The 21,503-nt window shown below is 62.9% G+C and carries 22 protein-coding genes; 9 read left to right on the forward strand and 13 right to left on the reverse strand.

Translation table 11 applies throughout. The features are described 5' to 3' along the window. Positions 1-163: 163 nt before the first annotated feature. Positions 164-2,212, reverse strand: a complete 2,049-nt coding sequence (locus PF66_RS13560) for a hypothetical protein (protein ID WP_054062983.1) — start codon at positions 2,210-2,212, stop codon at positions 164-166. Between the two features lie 410 nt (positions 2,213-2,622). On the opposite strand from PF66_RS13560, the gene PF66_RS13565 reads away from it, so the two are divergent. Together PF66_RS13565 and PF66_RS13570 are read left to right on the forward strand one after the other, a co-directional pair. Next, positions 2,623-3,339 carry a TetR/AcrR family transcriptional regulator gene (locus PF66_RS13565; RefSeq protein WP_241494349.1) on the forward strand — a complete coding sequence of 239 codons (717 nt, stop codon included), beginning with the start codon at positions 2,623-2,625 and terminating at the stop codon, positions 3,337-3,339. 86 nt (positions 3,340-3,425) lie between these two features. After that, entirely contained in the window at positions 3,426-4,505 is a 1,080-nt protein-coding gene (locus PF66_RS13570; protein WP_054063126.1) for a nucleoside hydrolase, read from the forward strand. A 46-nt stretch (positions 4,506-4,551) separates the two neighbouring features. Here the strand turns inward: PF66_RS13570 and PF66_RS13575 are convergent, their stop codons facing one another. After that, complete coding sequence (locus tag PF66_RS13575) at positions 4,552-5,094, reverse strand: cysteine hydrolase family protein (RefSeq protein ID WP_054062984.1); 543 nt, start codon at positions 5,092-5,094, stop codon at positions 4,552-4,554. A 299-nt stretch (positions 5,095-5,393) separates the two neighbouring features. Here PF66_RS13575 and PF66_RS13580 point away from each other — a divergent pair, with 299 nt between their 5' ends. Together PF66_RS13580 and PF66_RS13585 are read left to right on the forward strand one after the other, a co-directional pair. After that, positions 5,394-5,642 (forward strand): hypothetical protein, encoded by a 249-nt coding sequence (locus PF66_RS13580; protein ID WP_054061112.1) that lies wholly within the window; start codon positions 5,394-5,396, stop codon positions 5,640-5,642. Further along, positions 5,639-6,106 (forward strand): hypothetical protein, encoded by a 468-nt coding sequence (locus PF66_RS13585; protein WP_054061111.1) that lies wholly within the window; start codon positions 5,639-5,641, stop codon positions 6,104-6,106. The genes PF66_RS13580 and PF66_RS13585 overlap by 4 nt, the downstream gene beginning before the upstream one ends. On the opposite strand, the gene PF66_RS13590 is transcribed toward PF66_RS13585, so the two are convergent. Then, positions 6,103-6,648: a histidine phosphatase family protein gene (locus PF66_RS13590; RefSeq protein WP_054061110.1), complete on the reverse strand. Its 546-nt coding sequence runs from the start codon at positions 6,646-6,648 to the stop codon at positions 6,103-6,105. The genes PF66_RS13585 and PF66_RS13590 overlap by 4 nt on opposite strands. A 354-nt stretch (positions 6,649-7,002) precedes the next feature. On the opposite strand from PF66_RS13590, the gene copC reads away from it, so the two are divergent. The 3 genes from copC to PF66_RS13605 all read left to right on the forward strand — a co-directional run bounded on the left by copC (position 7,003) and on the right by PF66_RS13605 (position 9,925). Continuing rightward, a complete protein-coding gene (gene copC / locus PF66_RS13595; RefSeq protein ID WP_054061109.1) occupies positions 7,003-7,377 on the forward strand; it encodes a copper homeostasis periplasmic binding protein CopC in 375 nt (124 codons plus the stop codon). A 4-nt stretch (positions 7,378-7,381) separates the two neighbouring features. After that, positions 7,382-8,233, forward strand: coding sequence for a copper homeostasis membrane protein CopD (gene copD, locus PF66_RS13600; RefSeq protein ID WP_054061108.1), 852 nt, complete (start codon positions 7,382-7,384; stop codon positions 8,231-8,233). A 321-nt stretch (positions 8,234-8,554) separates the two neighbouring features. Then, positions 8,555-9,925, forward strand: coding sequence for a gluconate:H+ symporter (locus PF66_RS13605; protein WP_054062985.1), 1,371 nt, complete (start codon positions 8,555-8,557; stop codon positions 9,923-9,925). Positions 9,926-10,012: 87 nt separating this feature from the next. On the opposite strand, the gene PF66_RS13610 is transcribed toward PF66_RS13605, so the two are convergent. Then, the gene (locus PF66_RS13610; protein WP_054061106.1) at positions 10,013-10,498 is read right to left on the reverse strand and encodes a GNAT family N-acetyltransferase; all 486 of its coding nucleotides are present in this window, start codon (positions 10,496-10,498) and stop codon (positions 10,013-10,015) included. 193 nt (positions 10,499-10,691) lie between these two features. Then, complete coding sequence (locus PF66_RS13615) at positions 10,692-11,270, reverse strand: DUF4865 family protein (protein WP_054062986.1); 579 nt, start codon at positions 11,268-11,270, stop codon at positions 10,692-10,694. Positions 11,271-11,379: 109 nt separating this feature from the next. On the opposite strand from PF66_RS13615, the gene PF66_RS13620 reads away from it, so the two are divergent. Further along, positions 11,380-12,246 carry a LysR family transcriptional regulator gene (locus PF66_RS13620; RefSeq protein ID WP_054061115.1) on the forward strand — a complete coding sequence of 289 codons (867 nt, stop codon included), beginning with the start codon at positions 11,380-11,382 and terminating at the stop codon, positions 12,244-12,246. A gap of 151 nt (positions 12,247-12,397) precedes the next feature. Then, a complete protein-coding gene (locus tag PF66_RS13625) occupies positions 12,398-13,000 on the forward strand; it encodes a hypothetical protein (protein WP_054061104.1) in 603 nt (200 codons plus the stop codon). 79 nt (positions 13,001-13,079) lie between these two features. On the opposite strand, the gene lpxO is transcribed toward PF66_RS13625, so the two are convergent. From lpxO to PF66_RS13665, 8 genes are all read right to left on the reverse strand, one after another. After that, positions 13,080-13,979, reverse strand: coding sequence for a lipid A hydroxylase LpxO (lpxO, locus tag PF66_RS13630; RefSeq protein WP_054061103.1), 900 nt, complete (start codon positions 13,977-13,979; stop codon positions 13,080-13,082). A 594-nt stretch (positions 13,980-14,573) separates the two neighbouring features. Further along, positions 14,574-15,530, reverse strand: a complete 957-nt coding sequence (locus PF66_RS13635; RefSeq protein WP_081009850.1) for a PfkB family carbohydrate kinase — start codon at positions 15,528-15,530, stop codon at positions 14,574-14,576. 12 nt (positions 15,531-15,542) lie between these two features. Then, complete coding sequence (locus tag PF66_RS13640) at positions 15,543-17,009, reverse strand: purine-cytosine permease family protein (RefSeq protein WP_054062987.1); 1,467 nt, start codon at positions 17,007-17,009, stop codon at positions 15,543-15,545. Positions 17,010-17,118: 109 nt separating this feature from the next. Then, positions 17,119-18,123 (reverse strand): ADP-ribosylglycohydrolase family protein, encoded by a 1,005-nt coding sequence (locus tag PF66_RS13645; RefSeq protein WP_054062988.1) that lies wholly within the window; start codon positions 18,121-18,123, stop codon positions 17,119-17,121. Beyond that, on the reverse strand, positions 18,120-18,833 hold the full coding sequence (locus tag PF66_RS13650; RefSeq protein ID WP_054056835.1) for a GntR family transcriptional regulator: 714 nt from the start codon (positions 18,831-18,833) through the stop codon (positions 18,120-18,122). The genes PF66_RS13645 and PF66_RS13650 overlap by 4 nt, the downstream gene beginning before the upstream one ends. A gap of 251 nt (positions 18,834-19,084) precedes the next feature. After that, on the reverse strand, positions 19,085-19,648 hold the full coding sequence (locus tag PF66_RS13655) for a DUF1285 domain-containing protein (protein ID WP_054062989.1): 564 nt from the start codon (positions 19,646-19,648) through the stop codon (positions 19,085-19,087). Positions 19,649-19,665: 17 nt separating this feature from the next. Then, on the reverse strand, positions 19,666-20,271 hold the full coding sequence (locus PF66_RS13660) for a DUF4823 domain-containing protein (protein ID WP_054062990.1): 606 nt from the start codon (positions 20,269-20,271) through the stop codon (positions 19,666-19,668). A gap of 225 nt (positions 20,272-20,496) precedes the next feature. Next, a complete protein-coding gene (locus PF66_RS13665; protein WP_054056832.1) occupies positions 20,497-21,465 on the reverse strand; it encodes a GTP 3',8-cyclase MoaA in 969 nt (322 codons plus the stop codon). Positions 21,466-21,503: the final 38 nt, after the last annotated feature.

Genomic DNA, 21,503 nt, shown 5'->3' on the forward strand with positions numbered 1-21,503 from the left:
TTAAACCATCGTCACACCCAAAAGGAGGAAAAAGCCTATAGATTCATTAGCTACTGATATGTAGGAATTTTCCTGATAGAGTTAGGAAAATTTCCGATTAAAAACGCCGGGCCTATACAAAAACAACAGCCAGAGCGGTTATCCACTCTGGCTATTCAAACAACTAGGGCGTCGGCTGCGTGGGCGGTATTGGGCAGGGCAAATCGGATACGTACATGCCGACTTTAACATCGGCAAATTTCGAAGTAACAGTCTCCCCTGTCTTATCCACAAAGGAGTAAGTTGCCCTTGCTCTTCCACCCGGACTGGTCGTCGGTATATAGATAGGCTTGACATAAGCGTCATAGCCAATACGCCAAACAAATCCCGTAACGGGCCAGTCCGGTCCCAAAGTGACGGGTAGCTCGTATTCTGCAGCGATTTCGCCGTCAGTGGGGTCCGAATGCTGATAAGCCACCCACTTCAATGTGAGTGTATCGCCGGGTCCAAGATCCTTGCTCAGATCCGGTATTCTCAGGCGCACAGACGGATCATCGGGGTTATTCGGGCCACCGGGTGTATAGGGTGGATCGTACAATGCAGGGCAGGCGAGGAAACCAAAATCGTTGACGCCCTCGAACTCCGGAGCATCGGGCCGATAGACCACGGCATTGACATTGACCTCCGTATAAGGCGAACGCTGCCAGTTGCCGGATGTCTTGTCCCTGATCCGATAATGGACAAGCACCTTGGGACCGTTGCCCTCATCATAGATATACTTCCAGGGTATAGTCACCGTTTCGTCTTCACCGCCTTCATTGCCCTTGAGCGGGATATCGGCTTCCTCGACATGGTAAGCGCCCCAATAGAACTCTATGACCTTTCCAACATCGGCCGTTGTATCGTCATAAAAGGTGAACTCGAACGTCGCATCTTCCCCGTCATCCGCACGCACCAGCACATTGGGCTGGCCGGGTGTGCTCTTGCCAAAGACTTCGCCAGGCGTCATATCGGCATTGACCGGGTCGGGCCAATCGATCGGATTATCGGGGCCCGGTCCCGGGACGGAAAAGTACACATCCACCGAACTGGTGAAAGGTCCACGTGGCACCGTACCGCGCAGAAACCGGTAGCCGATGGGGGTCGGTATCCGCCCTCCGTTACTCCAATCGTACTCCTTGATCAGGACATCCTCGGGTACCTTGATCCGCTTTGGCCATGTCGGTGATGAACCGATGGGCTCCGCTGTCAACTTGCTCTGACCCCAGGTCACCTCGATATTGTCGGTCGGTTTATGGGGGGTGAACTCCTCGATAACGACATAGATACCATCAAGCGCATCGTTCTGATTGACAAAGCCCTTGGGCTGGGACTGAGGGACGCTCGGATTTTGAAAGTTGCTGGGCATCACCCCAATCGCCACACCCACCTCTGTCGGATGAGACAATGGAGTGCGGTTTCCCGCCTTATCGAACAGTGTATAAGCGACAAAGCAACCGCCATCGCCTTTGTCACGAATATAATCGACAGGAAAGTAGATCTTTCGATCGTCTGGCACTGAAACATTAGCAATGGGAAGCGGAGCATTTGGATCATTTGGATCGAATGAAGGGACTTCGGTGACCCACCAGTAGGCTATTTTGTCTTTCGGCTGATAGTCGGGATAATCGGGAATCTCCGCTTCCACGCCTGTAGGCTCCGCCGCATCCAGATCGGCATCTTCGAGTTCTGTCGGCAGTATCAACTTCAACGGTTCAGGGTCATCAGCATCGGCGTAAGGAGCTTTAGTATCGCGGATCGCCGGGAACACACCACTGTGATCCGTAGTACCGTTGGCTAAACGAATATCATACTTGATCGAAAAAGCACCTTCGGTATCTCCCCAAACTTCAAGCGGGATATTCATTTCCAAAGGAAAACCTGGCAAATTGTTGCCATCGATGAGCCTACTATCAACCTGTTGATACACACCATCGGATGGGTTGCGTCCCGGCGCCCAGAATAGAAACACCTCATTGTCTTCACCAGGATTTGGAGTATTGGTCCATCTCTGAATACTCACTTTCAATGCCGCATAGTTATACGGCCTGCCGATGGTGCCATCCGCAGGATCGATAACTCCGACGGGAACAGGCAGCACTGGATCTTTAGGCGTTGTGCGACGCTCCGCCAGGGTCTTACGAAACGCCTGCCGCCCCTGGGCCGCAAGCGTCTTGATATCGGAGACTGTCATGTCCTTGCACTCCTCTCGTTCGCTATCAAACCCTGTCTGCCAGGGAAAGGAATAAGATTCGGCAGTCGATCGAGACGACAGTCCACGGACACTTCGGCTTGACTCGCCCGGCCACTGGGGCCTGGACAGATTTAACGCCATGCTCAAGGATTTGGATACTGTCAGAAATGACAGGTTTTTCAGCGGCAGTGGCTTTCTGACCTAAGGGCCCCCGCTCCGCCCTCCGGGCTGCGCTCGAAGTAACGCCAGGTGGGTCAGCTTGCCGCCCTGGCGACGAGGATCAGGCTCGGCTCGTAGATCTGCGGGCAACGGACGGCTGGGGTGTGCGGGCCGAGAGCACGGTGTACAGCGCCTTCGGGGGGCCGTGGTATATTCGCCTTCCTGCCCTCCAGCCGAAGGACCGCCAGACGGTGACCAGGAAAACCGGCATCCGCGCCCAGCAAGCCGACCAGACCCGCGCCCGTATCCTCAAGGCCGCCGTGAAGGTGTTCGCCCGCGACGGCTATTCCGGCGGAAGGGTCGAGAGCATTTCCCAGGAAGCCGAATCCAACGACCGCATGCTCTACTACTATTTCGGCAGCAAGGAACGCCTGTTCCTCTGCGTGCTGGAACACATCTACGAGCAGTTCAACAAGGCCGAAGGCAAACTGCGCCTGGAGCTCGGCAAGCCCGAGCAAGCCTTGCGTGAACTGGTCGCGTTCATCTGGAACTACTACGTCCGCCATCCCGAATTCGTCGCCATCCTGAGCATCGAGAACCTGCACCAGGGCAAGCACGCCCGGCAGTCCGGGGAACTGCGGCGACTGTCGGGAGAGGCGGTGGGCGTGCTGCGCCCGATCATCGAGGCCGGCCAGGCCCAGGGGCTCTTCCGCCAGGACCTGGACATCAAGCATGTCTACCTGATGATCGCCTCGCTCTGCTACTTCTACAATTCCAACCAGCACACCCTGAGTTCGTTCCTCGGCGAACCGTTGGCGGACAAGCATCAGCGACAGGATTGGCTGGCCTTCATCAGCGACCTGGTGGTACGTGGCGTTCTGCACTCAACTGCCGGAACGGGCGTACCCACGAACAGGCCGGCAATCGCTACCCTTCCGAGCCCCTCCCAGACACCCCTGGTTAAGTAACCACTTACCTGGCGATAGCCTTTCCTCGCATCGCCAGGCATGCTGGGCCACCGCAATACAACAATAACTCATTGGGGCAAATCACCATGCAACGCTTTCTCAAGGGCTGCGCGCTGGCGCTGGCCGTCGGCTTGTCGACCGGTTCGCTGCACGCGGCGGACAAGGTCATTCTCGACACCGATTTCAACGTGCTCAACGACGACGGCCAGGCCTTCATCATGCTCGCGCAGTTGCATGCGCAGAAGAAAATCGACCTGCTCGGCATGACCCTGGTCAGCGGCAATGCCTGGGTCGACCAGGCACAGGTCGACGCGCTGAAGGCCGTCGAACGCATGGGCGTGGAAAAGGAGATCGGCGTCTACTCCGGCGCGGCCTACCCGCTGCTGCATGATTTCGCCACTTACCCCCAGGAGCAGGCATTGTTCGGCTCCGGCTGGCCCGGGGCGTTCAAGAACCCGCGGCCGACCTCGGCGGCGCAACTGGTGGCCCCGCCGGACGGCATGGCGACCCATACCCGACTGCGCAGCGAAACCGCCCCGCAGTTCATCATCGACAGCGTGCGCAAGAACCCCCACGAAGTGACGCTGCTGGCCATCGGCCCGCTGACCAACCTGGCCCTGGCGATCCGCCAGGCCCCGGATATCGTGCCGCTGATCAAGCGCATCGTGTACATGGGCGGGGCCATCGAGGTTCCCGGCAACACCACGCCGGCCGCCGAGTTCAACTGGTGGTTCGACCCGGAAGCGGCGCGGATCGTCCTGCGCTCGCCGATCGAACACGTGATCTTCCCCAACGATGTCTGCGAGAAGGTCATCTTCGACGCTTCGGTCTACCAACGGGTGATCGCCGCCAAGGGTGCGGTACCGGAACTGTACCAAAGCGTGTTCGGACCGGAGTTCGCCAAGGACCCGGGCTACCACAGTTTCACCTGGGACAGCCTGCCGGCGTTGTTCCTGACCGAGCCAGGCATCGTCACCGAGTCACGCGAGATGTGGATCGATGTCGACACCCACTTCGGTCCGGACTACGGCCGGGCGCTGGGCTACAGCAAAGGTGCACCGGTCGGTACGCAGAAGGCCAGGGTGGTGTTCGCCGTCGACCAGAAGAAGTTCTGGAACGACTATGTGTCGCTGGTGACCTTGCCGACGCCGGTGAAAAAGCCCTGATTGGCGCACGGTCCGTGTCTCCGACACCGACCGTGACCATACGGGTTCAGAAGCTCACATCCGCCGCCTTCATCACCTGCACGAAAGCCCCGTTCAGGGTCGCATTGTGATGCTCGACGATCGCCCGGGCCGAGAGCCCGGGCGTGTCCATGCAGGTATGCGCATCACCTACCAGCACCGCCTCGAAGCCCAGGTCGCGAGCCAGCCGGCAGGTGCTGTCGACACAGTACTGGGTCTTCATGCCGACGATGACCAACCGTTTCACCCCGGCGTCGTCCAGTTGCTCGGCCAACCCGGTTTCGAAGAAACAACTGGGACGGCTCTTGTCGAGCAGATGATCCGCCGCCGGGTCCAGTCCCAGCTCCGGCAAGACCTGCCAGGCGGCACTGCCCGCCTCGATCGGCGAACCCTGCGGCCCGGTGTGCCGCAGGGCGAAGATCGGTGCGCAGGACTCGCGCGCCTGCCCGACCAGCGCGGTGATACGCGCCAGCACCTGCTCACCGTCCCATGGCTTGTCCGGGCCATGGAACAGGCCGACCTGCATATCGATGATCAACAGCGCCGAGCGCTGGGAACTGTGAACCTGCATGGTGTTTCTCCTTCCTGGTGATGCCAGCAAGGGGCCGGAAACCAAAAGGCCCCGTCCATTGCTGGCGGGGCCTTGGTTCACTGCGCGTCAATCACTCACACGGCAACCTCGCACCCGCCCAGGGCGGTCACGGAGGTAGAGGTGATGGTCAACTGCAGCGATATCATGTTCATGGAATCGATCATGCAACAGCGACCCGCAACCTGACAATCCCATCCCGGTCGACATTCCACGCTTGAACTTGCACGCCTCATACCGATAGTGTGCTGAATACCTTCAATCCTGCGCACGGATGCCCCATGCCTCAATCCGAACAGCTCTGCATTGTCTTCGTCCCCGCACTGGTGGTTATCCTGACTGCCGCCGAACAGAAGAAAGGTGCGCCGCTATCAGAAGCGCAAGTCCTGGAAATCCGGGACAACGCCGCCTGTATCAGCCTGCCGGTGGAGGTCGCGCAAGCCATGGACGACAGCAGGGGCTACCCGGATATTTCGGCTGAAAACTGCTGGCATGAGTGGCAGCAGCTACGGGCCGAGGTCCGACCATGAAGGTATTCAACATCGTCCCGCATGAAGGTATCGGCCCCGCCAGGCTGGGCGCATCACGGGAGAACACCAGGCTGGCGATGACAGCCGACGGTTTCACGCTCAAGCACGACACCGAAACACAGGACTACTTCGATCTGCCAGAACTGGGGATTCAGGTCGAGTACAGCGCGGGCCAGGCCTCGTTCATCGGGGTGTCCTGCTACGCTGCGTGCCAGGTCATGTATGACGGCGTGAACGTCTTCGATACCGAGGCCGAGGAGCTGTTCGGGCGAATGGCGCGGGCCGATGGTTCAGGCGAGCATTCGCTCAATACCCACGAGCACCTGTTTCCCAGACAGATCCTCACGCTGTGGGATGCCGACGAGCAGTACGATCGCATGGGCGGTGAAGAGCGGCGGGTCTGGGCGCAGGTGGGCTTGGGCGACGCCGATTATCTCGCAGCCATCAGCAAGCAGACGCACTAGAACCGCAGACGCCAGTGCCCGTTGCGACGCAGGTCGACCACCGACAACGGCTCGATATCAATGGCGTTGAACGAGGCCGGCCCGGCCTGCAACGCATGGAGAATCGCCGCGCGAATCACGAAGGGGTGGGTGACGACAACGAAGTGCCCGTCCTCCTGGAAACTGTCGAGCCAGGCCGCCACCCGGGCGCACAGTGCGATCACCGACTCGCCCGCCGGCGGGGCCATCTCCGGATGGCTGACCCAAGCTGCCAGTGCCTCGGGGGCGTTCTCCTGCAGGTCGCTCAGGCTCAGGCCCTGCCACTCGCCAAAATCGTAGTCCCCCAGCTCCGGCACGATCTCGATCTCGCTGCCCAGCGCCTCGGCGGTCTGCCAGGCGCGGGTCTCCGGTGCACTGAGGATACGTACCGGCTTTTTCAGCCGGCTGGCCAATTCGGCAGCCTTGGCCAGTCCCTTGGGTTCGACCGGCTCATCCAGCGGGAAGCGCCCCAGACGCTGAGCCTCGGTGCGGGCATGGCAAACAACGCTGAGCCGGATCGCCATATGGACATTTCTCCCGTTCTGCCCCGCTGCGGGCACACGCCGCACGAGCACTGGTCATTATTGTAAGAATAGAAGCCGGTGAGAACCCGGCACGACGGCGCCACTGTAATCGCATTCTGGATACCGAGCGCGAGCTCCTTCCAGGCGCGGTCGTTTCTCAGACCTGACGCACAATCCCGGGAGAATTTTCAGAGGGCCGACGCCACAGTATCGGACATCTGCAACACAAAAAGGAGTCGGTCATCCCGGCTCCCTTTTTGTCTTGCAGGTGCCAAACGCTTCCATAGCGGCTATTGTGGCCTCCATGCCATTGCGCGGCATCCTCACCTGTTCCCATCATCAAGGTACTGATCGATGTCATCTTCCCGCCTGAAAAAATTCCTCGGCACCGTTGTCCTGCTCGGCGGTTTCGCCGCGACCGATTCCGCGTTCGCCCATGCCCACCTGAAAAGCGAAACCCCGGCAGCCGACAGCACCGTCAGCGCCCCGAGCGAATTGCGCCTGGTATTCAGCGAAGGTGTCGAGGCGGCGTTGACCAAGGTCGAGTTGAGCAATGGCGATGGCAAGGTCGCGCTGAAAGGCATCGCCACCGATCCGGCCGACAAAAAGGTGCTGATCGTGACCCCGGCGGCCGCCCTGAAGGCGGGCGACTACCAGGTCAACTGGCATGCGGTCTCGGTCGATACCCACAAGAGTGAAGGCAACTACGGCTTCAAGGTGAGCAACTGAGTTCATGCCGGATGCCATGGTCCTGTGTCGTTTCGTGCATTTCACCATGGTCCTGTCGCTGTTCGGGGTCTCTCTGTTCAGGCCCCTGCTGATCGGTTCGACGCCCGACACAGCGCTCGATTCACGCCTGCTCAGGGCGCGCCGCTGGATGGCCGGGCTGGCCTTGCTCAGTGCGACGGCCTGGTTGCTGCTGACCACCGTCGGCATGACCGATGACGGGGCGGACGCCATCCGCCTGCCCACCCTGCAACTGGTGCTGGGCAGCACCTTCTTCGGCCAGGTCTGGACCTGGCACCTGGGCTTGAGCCTGCTGCTGTTGATCGCCCTCGGCACCAATGCGCCGCCACGGGTCAGCCTGCTGCTGGCGTTCCTGCAACTGGCGACCCTGGCACCGGTGGGTCATGGCGCCATGCTCGACGGGCTGGGTGGGCAGTTGCTGATGTTCAATCAACTGCTGCACCTGAGCGGGGTCGGCGCCTGGATCGGTGGCTTGATGTTGCTGGCCCTGGTGCTGAGCCGCCCGGCCGGGCATGACCTCGAGCGGATCCTGCGACGCTTCAGCAATCTGGGTTATCTGATGGTCGCGGTGATCGTCGTCACCGGCCTGGTCAACGTCCGCGTGCTCACCGGGACCCTCTGGCCGACACCGTTGTTGCAGGGCTTTGCGCTGATATTGCTGGCCAAGGTGCTGGTGGTCCTGCTGATGCTCGGGTTGGCCCTGTTCAACCTGGTGATGAGCCGTCGTGGGCGCTTCACGATGCTGCGGCGCAGCGTCACTCTCGAATGGCTGTTGGGCCTTGGCGCGATTCTCGCGGTGTCGCTGCTGGGCACGCTGCCGCCCGTGCTGATGAACTGACCCGGCCATACCAGACCTTCAGGAGCCGGGCTTGTCGGGGCGCCGAACCGCCGCGAAGCTTTTGGCAACCTTGAGGGCCCCTTCGCTGGCAAGCCAGGCTCCTACAAGATCCGCGCCGGCCCACACGCCCGGCCCCGCCGGCAAGATCCGCGTCGGCCTCCACACTCCGCCCCGCCTGCCGGGTCCGCGTCGGACGCACTGACCAGTTATCGTCCTCGCCGGGTAATGTGTAAAAAAACCGACTCAGATAGTCATCTATATGAATCCTTCAGGTATATTCCCTGGAAACACGTAACAAGATATTACAATAAGGGGTTTCCGTTGGATCTTTCACATGCCGCGTGGCTCGCCCACGACACCCGCCTGATCCTCTGCTGCCTGGCCGCCATTGCCAGCATCATCGTGCTGATCAGCCTGACCAGACTGCCGCCCTTCCTGTCGATTCTGATCGGCACCTTCGTCGCCGGGCTCGGTGCGGCGCTGCCGCCGGAAGAAGTCGCCAAGGCCTTCAGCAAGGGTGCCGGCAGCCTGCTCGGCGAAGCCGGGATCATCATTGCCCTGGGCGCGATGCTCGGCGCGCTGATGGCCGAATCCGGCGCCGCCGACCGGATCGCCTCGACCCTGCTGCGGCATGCGAAAGGCAAGGCCCTGCCCTGGGTCATGGCATTCGTGGCGATGGTCATCGGCCTGCCGCTGTTCTTCGAAGTCGGGTTGGTGCTGATGGTGCCGGTGATCTTCGTCATCGCCCGGCAGTCCGGCCAGCCATTGCTCAAGGTGGCGATCCCGGCCCTGGCCGGCATGACCACACTGCATGCGTTGATGCCTCCGCACCCCGGGCCGCTTATCGCCGTCAGCGCACTGCATGCCGACCTGGGCACGACGATGCTGCTGGGCCTGTGCATCGCCGTACCGGCGGTGATTCTTGCCGGCCCCCTGTATGGCATCTGGCTGTCGAAGCGACTGGATGTGCAGGAACCTGCCGAACTCGGCGCGCTGTTCACCGCCAAGATCGAAACCCGCCGCAAGCCGAGCTTTGCCGTGTCACTGCTGATCATCCTGCTGCCGGTGCTGCTGATGCTCGGCAGTACGCTGGCCAAGGTCGCCATGGCACCGCAAGGCAGCCTGGCGATCACCCTGAAATTTCTCGGTGAACCGCTGATCGCCCTGGGCATTGCGGTAATCGCGGCGGTGATCTGCCTGGGCTGGTCGATCGGCATGGCCCGGGACCAGGTCGGTAGCGTGCTGCGCAAGAGCCTGGCGCCGATTGCCGTATTGCTGCTGACCATCGGTGCCGGTGGCGGCCTGAAGCAGACGCTGCTGGAAGCCGGGGTCAGCGATACCATCAGCAAGATCGCCAGCGGAGCGCACCTGTCCTACGTGCTGCTGGCCTGGCTGATCGCCGTCGCCCTGCGCCAGGCGACGGGTTCGGCCACCGTCGCGACCACCACCACCGCCGGCATCCTCGCCCCGCTGATGGCCGGCCTGGCAAGCACCCAGAGCTCGCTGGTGGCCCTGGCGATCGGTGCCGGTTCGGTATTCTTCTGCCATGTGAACGATGCCGGCTTCTGGATGGTGCGCGAGTACTTCGGCTTGCAGCTCAAGCAGACGATCTGGGTCTGGTCGGTGTTGCAGACCATCGTCTCGGTGGTGGGGCTGGTGGAGGCGTTGCTGTTGTGGCAGTGGTTCCAGTAAAGCTGCCCCCCAGGTTATCCCGTGGAAAAGTGCTGCCTGCGCCAGCGCTTTCGCGGATAAATCCGCGACTGGGCCCGTGAAGCTGGCCTAGTCCTCGGAATAGGCGAAATTCTTCAGCACTTCGCCATCCATCCGGTAGCGCACCCACTCGCTCTGCGGTTGCGCACCGATGGATTCGTAGAAGCGGATCGCCGGCTCGTTCCAGTCCAGCACGCTCCATTCCAGGCGCCCGCAGTCATTGGCACAGGCGATCTTCGCCAGGTGCCGCAGCAACTTCTTGCCCGCCCCCGCGCCGCGCTGCTGTGGCGAGACATACAGGTCCTCCAGGTACAGGCCATTGCGGCCCAGCCAGGTCGAGTAGCTGAAGAAGAACACCGCGAAACCGACCGGCTCGCCATCGCGCAGGCAGATCAGGCCGTGGGCCGTGGCGCCTTCGCCGAACAGGCTGCGCTCGATGTCCACGACACTGGCGAGCACCTCGTGGCGGGCCCGTTCGTATTCGGCCAGCTCGGTGATAAAGGTCAGGATCTGCGGCGCATCACTGGGCCGGGCTTCGCGTATTTCGAGGGACATGGGCGCTTCCAGAATCGATGAAGTCGCCCATGCTATTCGGATTGTGTCGCCACTTGAAACACTTCAGCGAAAATTCGCCGGCAACAGCAGACAGACCAGCAGCGTCAACCCCAGGATCGGTAAGGCGCCTACTGCCAGTCCCTGCAGATGGGCCAGCAACATCGCCATGGGCCGAAGGTGCTCCGGGCCCTGCTCATGAGCGCCCATGGCGCAGGCTCTCAAGATCGGACTGCGCCAGGTAGAGCACTTCGTAGACCTGCCCTCCCCGGCTGCGATCCGGGGCGGCCGACGACAGCGTGATACGCAGCAGCCGCCAGTTGGCCGCATCCAGTGCCAGGAAGGACGCCAGGGTATCCTCCCGGCTCAGGATCGCCTGGCTCCGCTCTCTCTCGGCCGCCAGCAAGCCGATACGATCGGTCTGCGGCTCGATCGCCCACTCCTCCCGGTACAGCGCCTTCGCCTCGCGCGCCGGGCCGAAGCTGAATTCCAAGGGCAGCCAGGCCTCGACCTGCGGCCGCCCGAACGAATCGATGACCACCTGGAAACGCTCGTCCATCAGGAAATGGGCGGCGCCCTGCGGGTCAGCCCACAGGTAGACCGACGCGTAGAGATTGTCCGTGGCGGCGAACACACCCCGCTCGCGGGCAATGAACGCCTTGAACAGCATGCCTGGGGTGCCGTCCCAGCGCGGCCCCAGTTCCCTCGCGCGGCGGCGGATCAGCTCCATGTCGTAGTTGGCGGGCAAGCGGTGTGAATATTGTTTGGCAAACATGACTGCGCTCCTTCGGCAATGACCGGATGTGGATAACCCGGAGCCAGCTTGCGCAAGGTCGATAATTACAACAAGATATCCTCCAATATATGTGTGATAAGAGATGGATATGGCAGACATCGGCAGACCTCTCGATCTCGATACCGTCCAGGCCTTTGTGCTGATCGCCGACTTCGCCAGCTTCACCCGGGCGGCCCAGGCGCTGGACACCTCCCAGGCGGCCATCAGCCTGAAACTCAAGCGCCTGGAAGAACGCCTGGGTTATCGCCTGCTGGAACGCACCCCACGCCATGTGCACCTGACGCCCCGCGGCGAGCAGTTCATCCAGGCCGCCCGCCACCTGCTGCTGGCCCATGAGCGGGCCCTGGGCGACATGGAGGTGCCTGAAAACCGCCGGCTGATCATCGGCATCAGCGACCATGTGGCCGGCCCGGACCTGCCGCTGTTGCTCAGCCGCTTGGCGCAATACGACCCGCTGCTGATCATCGAGGTGCGCATCGGCTCGTCGCGGGACTTGAGTGCGGCCTTCGACCGCGGCGAACTGGATGCCGCCATCGTGCGCAGCGAAGGCGAGCGGCATGACGGTGAGGTGCTGGTGGTCGAGCGCTTCGGCTGGTTCGCCTCCCCCACCTGGCAGCACACCCCGGGCAGTGTCCTGCGCCTGGCGACCATGGCTTCGCCCTGTGGCGTGCGGCAACTGGCGGTGCGGGTGCTGGACGAAGCGGCGATCGCCTGGACCGAAGTCTTCGTCGGTGGCGGCGTGATGGCGGTGGGTGCGGCGGTCAGCGCCGGCCTCGGCGTCGCCGCCCTGGCCAAACGGGTGGCACCGGCCGGCGCAATCGAAGTCGGCGAACAATGGGGGCTGCCACCCCTGCCGATGACAGAGATCATCCTGCATGCACGCCCGACGGATGCCCGCTCGCAGGAAACACTGCGGGCCTTGAGTGCGGCGTTTCGCGGGGTGCAGGAGCGCTGACGGCCGCTCCGGCAAAACCGAAAATACTTGATAGCCAATTGCCTTCATGTTTTAAAGGGCGGGCCTGAAAGATGCCCGCAGCGGCGAGCATTGCCTTGCCGCGGCGCACCTGAGTAGGGAACCACTCGAATACAAGACCAAGGAGCAATCGATGCGCATTATCCACGCCTGCCTTCTGGCCGCTGCCGCCCTGCTGGGCGGCTGTGCCGGCAACCCGATGCAGGTGGCCCCCACGCAAACCATTCCGAGCGCCGAACCGAACGCCGCGCAGGTCGTCTTCATGCGCTCCTCCTTCGTCGGCAAGATCATCGATGCGTCGCTGTATGACGTGACCGGCGGCCAGACCAAATTCATCGGCATCATGGCCAACGGCAGCAAGATCAACTACCCCACTACCCCGGGCAAGCACACGTTCATGGTGGTGTCCGAGGCCGCCGACTTCCTCGAGGCCGACCTGGCTGCGGGCAAGACCTACTACAGCGTGGTGACACCGCGCATGGGCGCCTGGAAAGCCCGCTTCTCGCTGTGGCCGGTCAGTTCCGACAGCAAGGCCGAGTTCGCCAAGGGCAGCAAGGAAGTCGACAACCTGATCAAGGACACCGAACTGGTCGGCAACTCGCCGAAGTCGCTGTCCTGGTTCGAGAACAACAAGGGCAGCGTTGAAGAGAAACGCGTCGAGTACTGGAAGGTCTGGCAGGAAAAGAGCCCCGAAGACCTGGCCAAGCGCACCCTGCATCCGCAGGATGGCATCTGATCGATTCACTGTAGAGCGCTACAAAAAAGGCCGGACTCTGTGAGGAGTCCGGCCTTTTTCATCGCCCTGGATCGCGGTACTAGATCAGCAGGAACAACGCCAGCAGACCACCGAAGATCGCCCACTTCTCCAGGTAGTAGCGCGTGCGGTTGGTCTTCTTCAGCGCCTTGCCGCGCTGGCGGATGCCGTAGAGCTTGGTAAAGGCCTTGTTGATCCCGCCGGTCTTGTCGCCGTCGCCGTTCGGCGCCGCGGCGGCAGCCATCACGTTGCGGCTGAACCAGCGGTTGAATGCCGCCGCCCAGCGGTACTGCATCGGCCGCTCGACGTCACAGAACAGGATCACCCGGTCCTTGTCGGTGGTGTTTTCCGCGTAGTGGATGAAGGTCTCGTCGAACATCACCGGCTCGCCGTCGCGCCAGTGGTAGTTCTGGCCGTCGACGTTGATGTAGCAGCCCGGATCGTTCGGGGTTTCGAGCCCCAGGTGATAACGCAGGGAGCCGGCGTAGGGATCACGATGGCGAACCAGCCGCGAGCCGGGTGGCAGTTCGGCGAACATCGCCGCCTTGACCGTGCCGATGCTGTTGAGCAGTTCGGTGGTGCGCGGGCACAACTCCAGGGCCGACGGGTGGTTGTCGCCGTACCATTTCAGGTAGAAGCGTTTCCAGCCGGTCTTGAAGAAAGAGTTGAAACCCACGTCATCGGGACGCTCGGACTTCTTGATTTCGCCGGCGCGCAGCAGCGCCAGGGCCTCTTCGCGGATTTCCTGCCAGTTGTCCTGCAGAGGCTTCAATTCCGGGAAGTCCTTGACCTCCAGGTAGGGGCGGCTCGGAATCTTCGAGAACAGGTAGAGGAAGCAGTTGATCGGGGCCAGGAAGCTGGAGTGGTCGCTCAGTTGGCGGCCCAGCTTGTGCCGGACTTGGCCGCGCAGGTGTACATACGCGATGGACAGTACGTAAACAGCAATGATGATGAGTTTCACAGGCGTCGTCACAAGAGTCGGGAAGAACGCTGCCCTTTGTGCACACAGGTGGCCCGGGGCAGAAACCGGAATCCTGGTGTCGGGAAAGGGAAGCTAACGCGGTAGGGTAGAACAGCAGCCGCGCCGGTTTCCAGTGTTTCCTGTTCAACCCGCCCGGAAAACACCCACAGTATGGATCTCCGTCAATTTTTCATGGATCGACCCGCCGCGAACAGCGTCCCTTTCGCCGCCCGGTGAAGCGCTGAAAAGACCAGGCACCTGTCATTTCTGACAGCTAGGCAAACCGCCCTGTTCAGCGCTAAATCCGGGGTGCCCGTCCGGAATCGGCAAAGGACGTGGCTCACCAGACGGAAAAGGAGACAGCGATGAACAGCGACAAGCATTCCCTGCCCTCTCTATGTGTCGGCGCACGCTCCCAGGCAAGCGGGGTGGAAGCCTACTCATAGACCGTGACCCTGTATGAACACCGAGCGGGAGAAACCCACGAACTGCTCTGGCAATACGAAGGTGCGAGCCCCGTAAGGGCGCGCTACTTCATCGACAGCCGGCCAGACCGACGTCTGCATGTCAGCACGCTGTCACGTTGTGCTGGTATCAGCGGGTCGGCTGCCCGGCAATATCTCCTTGCGCCACCAGCAACGCATCGACTTCCCCTGTCCCCGGCGCCGTCGCCGGCCCCCAGCGGGTGACCGCAATGGCGGCTGCGGCATTGGCCCGTCGGGCCGCCTCACTGGCCGTAAGGCCGTTGGCCAGCGCCGCGATGAACACCCCGGCATGGGCATCGCCGGCACCGTTGCTGTCCACGGCCTGCACCTTGAAGCCCGGCACCTGCTCGACCTGCCCTGCCCGGCTGATCCAGCAACCCTGCGGACCATCACGCACCAGCAGCAGCGCCTGTTCCGACAGCAACCGGCCCAACCCTTCCAGCGCCCTGCCGATCTGCACGGTCCCGGTAAAACGCCGGGCCTCATCGGCGTTACTGGTCCAGATATCGATGCGCGGCAGCAGGGCAGCCATCGGCGCAACCTCCGGCGAGTCCACCAACGGCCCCGGATCGAACACCACGACCACCTCGCGCGGTAATGCCAGCAGCCAGTCCAGCAGCGGCTGGACCTTGTTCGGCTGCAGCAGGCTGTAGCCGCTGACATAGACGTAGTCGTCGAGTTGCACCGGCACCCGCGCCAGATCCTCGGCCGACAACCCACCCTCGGCACCGATATGGGAGATGAAGGTCCGCTCGGCGCTGGCATCGGTCACGGCCACGCACAGCCCGGTATCGCGCCGGGCATCAGGCTCCAGCGCCATGCGGATGCCTTCGGCGGTCATCGCCTGACGGGCCAGGTCGCCGAAACGGCCGGTACCATGGCGACCGAGGTAGACCACCGGCAGGCCGTTGCGCTGCGCCGCGGCCATGACGTTGAAACCGCCACCGGTCTCGAAGGTGGCCGAATGGGCCAGGGCATCGCCACCGCTGCCGGGCAGTTGGTCGACAGCCATGACCAGGTCGACGATGACCTGGCCGGAATGCAGCAATCGGGGGTTGCGTCTCACAGGCAGCCATCCTCAGCCATTGGCATTTTCCACGAGGGCGGCACGACGGTCCGCCGCGCCGCCCAGCAGGCCGTAGAGACCGCCTGCAACCAGGAAGGTGACGACCCAGCCCAAACCATTGTGGCCCAGCCAGGAGTCGGACAGGAAACCGCGGAACCAGACGTTTTGCGCCGTGGTGCCGATGGTGGTGAAACTGAAGCCGAGCACGATGGCCACGGCCCAGGAACCGCAGGCACGCCACTCGACGCCGCCGCGATACCAGTAGGCGCTGCCCGGCCCGACGTTCATCAGGTCCCTGGCACTGTAGTACTGGCGGTGCAGCAGATCGACCACGAAGATCCCGACCCAGGCGGTGATTGGTACCGCCAGCAGCGAGATGAAGGTGATGAACGGACCGTAGAAGCTGTCGGCGATCAGCATGAAGTAGATGGAGCCGGCGAAGATCGCCACGATATCGACGATCACCGCATGCACGCGCTTGACCTTGAGGCCAAGGGTCAGGGTGGTCAGGCCCGCCGAATACACCGACAGGTTGTTCGACAGCAGCAGGCCGCCAAAGGCGGTGATCAGGTACGGTACCGCCATCCAGGTCGGCAGCATGTCGCGGATCGCGATGATCGGGTCGTTGGCCTGGGCCAGGTCATGGTTGCCCACCGACAGCAGCCCGCCGAGGGTGATCAGCAACACCAGCGGGATACCCGCACCGAAGGCCGCCGAAGCCACCAGGCGGCCGGCCTTGACGCTCCTGTGCTGGTAGCGCGACATGTCCGCGCCGGCGTTGGCCCAGCCGATCCCGGTGCCGGCGGCCATGGTACCGATGCCGATGATCATCGCGCTCAGCGGGGCCGGCGTGGCATTGAACACCGCGTTCCAGTCGATGGTGGCGCAGAGGAAACCGCCGACCAGGATGTTCAGGGCGCCGAACACGTAGGTCGCCCATTTCTGGATCACCAGCAGGGTCGCATGGCCCAGACCCGAGACGCACAGCGTGAGCAGCACGAAGATGGCGATGAACAACAGCGTCAGCAGCGGCGCGCTCTTGGCCTCGACCGGCGAGTGGAACAGGATCGAGCACAGCGACAGCAGCACGAAGGCCGCCGTGGTGGTGTTGACCGTTTCCCAGCCCAGGCGCGACATCAGCGAGACGAGGGTCGGGCCGATGTTGCCGCGTACCCCGAAGATCGCCCGTGACAGGGTCAGGCTGGGTGCACGGCCGCGACGGCCGGCAATCGAGATGACCCCGACCACGGCGAAGGAACCCGCCGCACCGATGATTGCGACGATGATCGCCTGCCAGATCGCCAGGCCACGAAAGGCCACCAGTGTGGCGCCCAGCGGCAAGCCGAGGATGCTGATGTTGGCGGCGAACCAGACCCAGAACAGTTGCAGGGGATGGCCATTGCACTCGGCCTCGGGAGCCGGCTCGATGCCACGGATTTCCAACTGCCCGGCACTTTGCCCGGCGTTTGATGAGGTCATGTTGTTCTGCTCCTGATGCCATTGTTGTGGTTGTGGGCAATGCACGAGGCGTGGGGGAACGTGCGCCCCTTCAGCCCCGGCGGTCTGCAATCCATTGCGGGTTGTTGCGTCAGGCGGTACGCAAGGCGATCAGGCCCTGGACCAGCGGGACCAGTTCCAGACCGTTGACTTCGATGATTTGCGCGATCAGTTCGGCCGGCCAGCACTCCAGGCCGTCACAGGCGCCGAGCATGGCACCGAGGATGCCGGCGATGGTATCGGTGTCGCCGCCGATACTGGCGGCCAGGCAGATGGCGTCAAAGGCACTCAGTTGGCCGCGGGCCACGCGCTGGGCCAGGGCAAAGGCGACCACCACCGACTCCTGGCTGGCCACGGAGGTACCGACCACGTCGTAGAGCAGGTCGGCCAGTTCCGAGTCGGCGCAATCGGCGACCAGCTGCCGGGCCCAGCGCAGGCGCGGGCCGATGCGGCCACCGGCGACCCAGTGCCCGTGCCGCTCGGCGACAAAGGCCATCTCGGTGCCGGCCTCCAGCGCATGCACCAGGCCCTTGCCATTGATCCCGCTGGAGATCACCGCGGCCACCGCCGCGGCACTGGCGATGCCCAGGGTGGTGTTATGGGTCACCTGACAGGCCTGTACCACCGCGTCGATAAAGTACTGGGGCCGGGCGATGTCGGCGGCGATCCCCACCGGCGTGATGCGCATCGCCGCACCGTTGGTGGTGCCGTAGCGCCCGGCTTCTTCGGGGCTGTGGCCGGCGAGGATCATTTCGATCGCCCGCTTGGTCGAGGGCCCCAGCAGGTCCTGGGAACCCTTGGCCTTCATCACCGCCTCCCAGGCGATCAGCCGTTCGGCGAGCACGGCGGGCTCGATATGGCCCTGGCCATCGATCAGCAACTGACCGACCAGGATCGCCTGTTCGGTGTCGTCGGTGATGGAGCCGGCGGGCATGTTCGGCGCGATCGGCTGATCCGGGCCGGCCTCCACCAGGGTGCGGATGCTGCCGAAACGCGCCTGGATCTGCGCGCGGCTCAGGGACTGGGTCGGCATGCCGAGGGCATCGCCCAGAGCCAGCCCGTAGAAAGCGCCAAGGGCGCGGCTGGTCGGGGTCATGTCGGGTTTCCAAAAGCCAGGTGCAGGCGGAAATGCTGGGGGTCGAGCAGGCTTTCGACCTGCTCCATGAAACGTCCCTGGCGGTCGTAGGTGGTGCGCAGGGCCTTGAGGAACACCGTACCGACCGGGCGGCCCAGGCGTTCGGCTTCCACTTCGCCGAGGGGTTCGGCGCCGATCCACTGGTCGCCGTGCTGGCCGATGAAGCCATGGGCGGCCAGGGTGATGGTCAGGGAGTCGTCGATCAGGCCGGTTTCGGGCAGGCGTTCCAGGCCGCCGCTGGCCGGCATCAGCGAATATTCGAGGGACACCACGACCCCTTCGGGGTTGCGCCGACGCCGGTCGAGGGCGATGAACTGCTCGGTGCCGTAGCGGCTGAGCAGGTCCGGCCGACGCACGGCCTCAAAGCGCAGGATCTCGGTGTCGATACGCGCGCCGGTATCGGCCAGGGCCTGGGCCCAGCCGGCCCCCTGGTCGAGGGTCATGCCGTCGTAGGTGACGATCGAACCGACGCCGCTCTGGGTCGCGATGTAGTTGCGTCGTTTGAGCTCGGCCAGGGCTTCGCGCAGCGTGCCACGGCTCACCGAGAATTCTTCGGCCAACTGATGCTCGCCCGGCAACAGAAAGCCGTCTTCGAGAAGACCGCTTTCGATGCGCCGGATGAGCTCATCGACCACCCGTTTTTTCTTGTCAAATCGGACATGTCTAATCATGTACAATTTGATAACCGAAAGAGGCGTGTGGCTGCAAGAAATTTATCTTGCCGGAAGATGAATGGTGGTCTGACGAACGGGTTCAGGAGGCCTGCGCAGCCTGCGGGAACGGACTGGCCCACAAGGCCACCAGGGCCTGCGGCTTGCCGCAAAGCCACTGGCGATCTCAAGGCCGCTTTCGCGGGCAAGCCCTGCTCCTACACAAGAGGGCGGCAGCAAGAAAGCGCACAAAAACCCGGTTACGGGAGGCCTCAGGGCTCAAGGCCAATGGGGAAGAACTCGCCGCCGCTCCACACGCCCAACCAGGATTGGCCATCGATCTGCCGCGTCACCGCCAGGTCGACCAACTGGTAGAACACATTGCGGTGAATCAGCGCCTCGAGGTTGCTACGCACAAGGAGGTAGGGTGCCGGCTCTTCGCTGTGGGGATCGATCAGCACCCGGATCGGATGTTCGGCACCGGCCGTCACCTGCTCGTCGACCTGAGTGGTGAAACGCAGTTGCTGCGCCTCACCCTGCCCTTGCACCTCAAGGGTCACCGCGACAAACGGCGCATCGTCGACCTTGATGCCCACCTTCTCCACCGGGGTGACCAGAAAATAGTCGTCACCCTCGCGGCGCAGGATGGTGGAGAACAGCTTGACCATCGGCTTGCGCCCGATCGGCGTGCCCAGGTAATACCAGGTGCCGTCGCGGGCGATGCGCATATCGATATCGCCGCAGAAATCCGGGTTCCAGAGGTGAACCGGTGGCAGCCCCTTTTCCGTCCCGGGGATCTGCGCCAACAGGTCGTTGGCCTTGCCTGATTCACTCATGTCCGCTCCGAAATGACTTACTGATCGCTCAAGCCCAGCAGGCTACGGGCATATTCTGCCAGCGGTTTGGCGATCAGGTCTTGCGGTTTGTTGTCATGGAACGTCAGTAAACCGCCACGACTCCTGATCCGTGCGGTGTCGATCAGGTACTGGGTACCGGTCTCGATCAGCATGATCTGGATCACCCCGGTGTCAACGCCAAGGCGGTCGACGGCTTCCTGGTCGGCCCATTCGTCATAGTTGCCGATCCGGTCGTCGGCCTTGGCGAAACGGGTGTACAGCAGGTAGTGGGCACCGGCCGAACGGGCCTCGGCCATGGCCTGGTCGAGGCCGACCGGGGCGCGGGCGCGGCGGACCATCGGGAAGTATTCGACGAAGCCGTTGAAGGCTTCTTCGGCCACCACGTTGGGCCGTGGGTAGGCGCTGCCGGGCGGGGCGAACGCGCCCTGGGCGATGTAGATAAAGGAGTCCGGCTGAATGCGGAACGAGTGGATGCGGCGCGTATCGCTATGATCGAGCAGCCCTGCGTCGCTCATCTGATAACGAGCCCCTTCTCCCAGATCGCTGACTTTCATGCAGCCGCCCAGCGCCAACAGCGCCAGCAGCATAACCAGGCTACGCATCCTAATCCTCCAGAGGCCGGTGACGGAAAACCGGCGAACAGCCCCAGGATGCAGCTTCCGCGCCAGATTGATGGGGAGTCGGGATTTGCAGGACAGCGGCGGCCTTGTTCGCGGATCAATCCGGTGCCCACGGGTTTGTGAGGCATCTACAAGATTGGTGATCACCGCAGTGCCCCCTGGGGGCCGGATTCATCCGCGAACGGGGCCCACAGGAAGCCCGGCCGATCACCCACCAATGATCTTCATCACCGTCGCGCCACCGGAAAACGCCACCGACTGCTTGTCGCCCAACGCCCGGACCAGCAGGCGCTGCAACGCCGGCAGGGCCTCATGGCGCGGCTTGTCCAGCAGGTCGCCGACATAATGCCGGTTGCTCGATGACAGGCAGCCATGCAGCCACCCCGTGGAAGACAGCCGCAAGCGCGAACAGGTGCGGCAGAACGGTACGCTTTCGTTGGCGATCACTCCGAAATGACCACGACCGGGGATCTCGTAGCGCACCGCAGTGGCATCCACCGGCGCATTGGCCTGCAGATAGGCGTAGCGTTCGCCGATCAACTCCAGCAACTGCTGGAGGCTGACGAACTGCTGAAGAAAGGCGTTGTGGTCACTGGCCAGATGCCCCATGCGCATCAGCTCGATGAAGCGCAGCTCGTAACCGCGCGCCAGGCAGTAGTCGAGCAGCGGCATCACCTGGTCCAGGTTCTGCCCGCGCAACGGCACCATGTTGACCTTGATTTTCAACCCGGCCGCCCGCGCCTGCTCCATGCCATCGAGCACGCTGGCCAGGTCGCCGCCCCGGGCGATACCGCGAAAGGCATCCGCATCCAGGGTATCGAGGGAAACGTTGATCCGCCGGATCCCCGCCTCCAGCAGCAGCGGCAGCTTGCGCGCCAGCAGTTGGCCGTTGGTGGTCAGGCTGATGTCGTCCAGCCCCAGCTTGCCCACCGCGCCCATGAAGGCCTCCAGCTTTGGACTGACCAGCGGTTCGCCACCGGTGATGCGCAGCCGCTCGATGCCCGCCGCCTCGATCAGGTAGGCAACCCCACGCGCCATCGCTTCGGCCGACAACTCGTCCTGGGCCGCCACCAGCCGCTTGCCATTGGGCACGCAGTAGGTACAGGCGTAGTTGCAGGCGGAGGTCAGGCTGATACGCAGATTGCGAAAACGCCTGCCTTGACGGTCAACGATCATGGGACACTCCGACGGAGAACTTGGAAACTTGCAGACTC

It is taken from the genome of Pseudomonas asplenii (genome assembly GCF_001293465.1).
GTDB lineage: Bacteria > Pseudomonadota > Gammaproteobacteria > Pseudomonadales > Pseudomonadaceae > Aquipseudomonas > Aquipseudomonas fuscovaginae_B.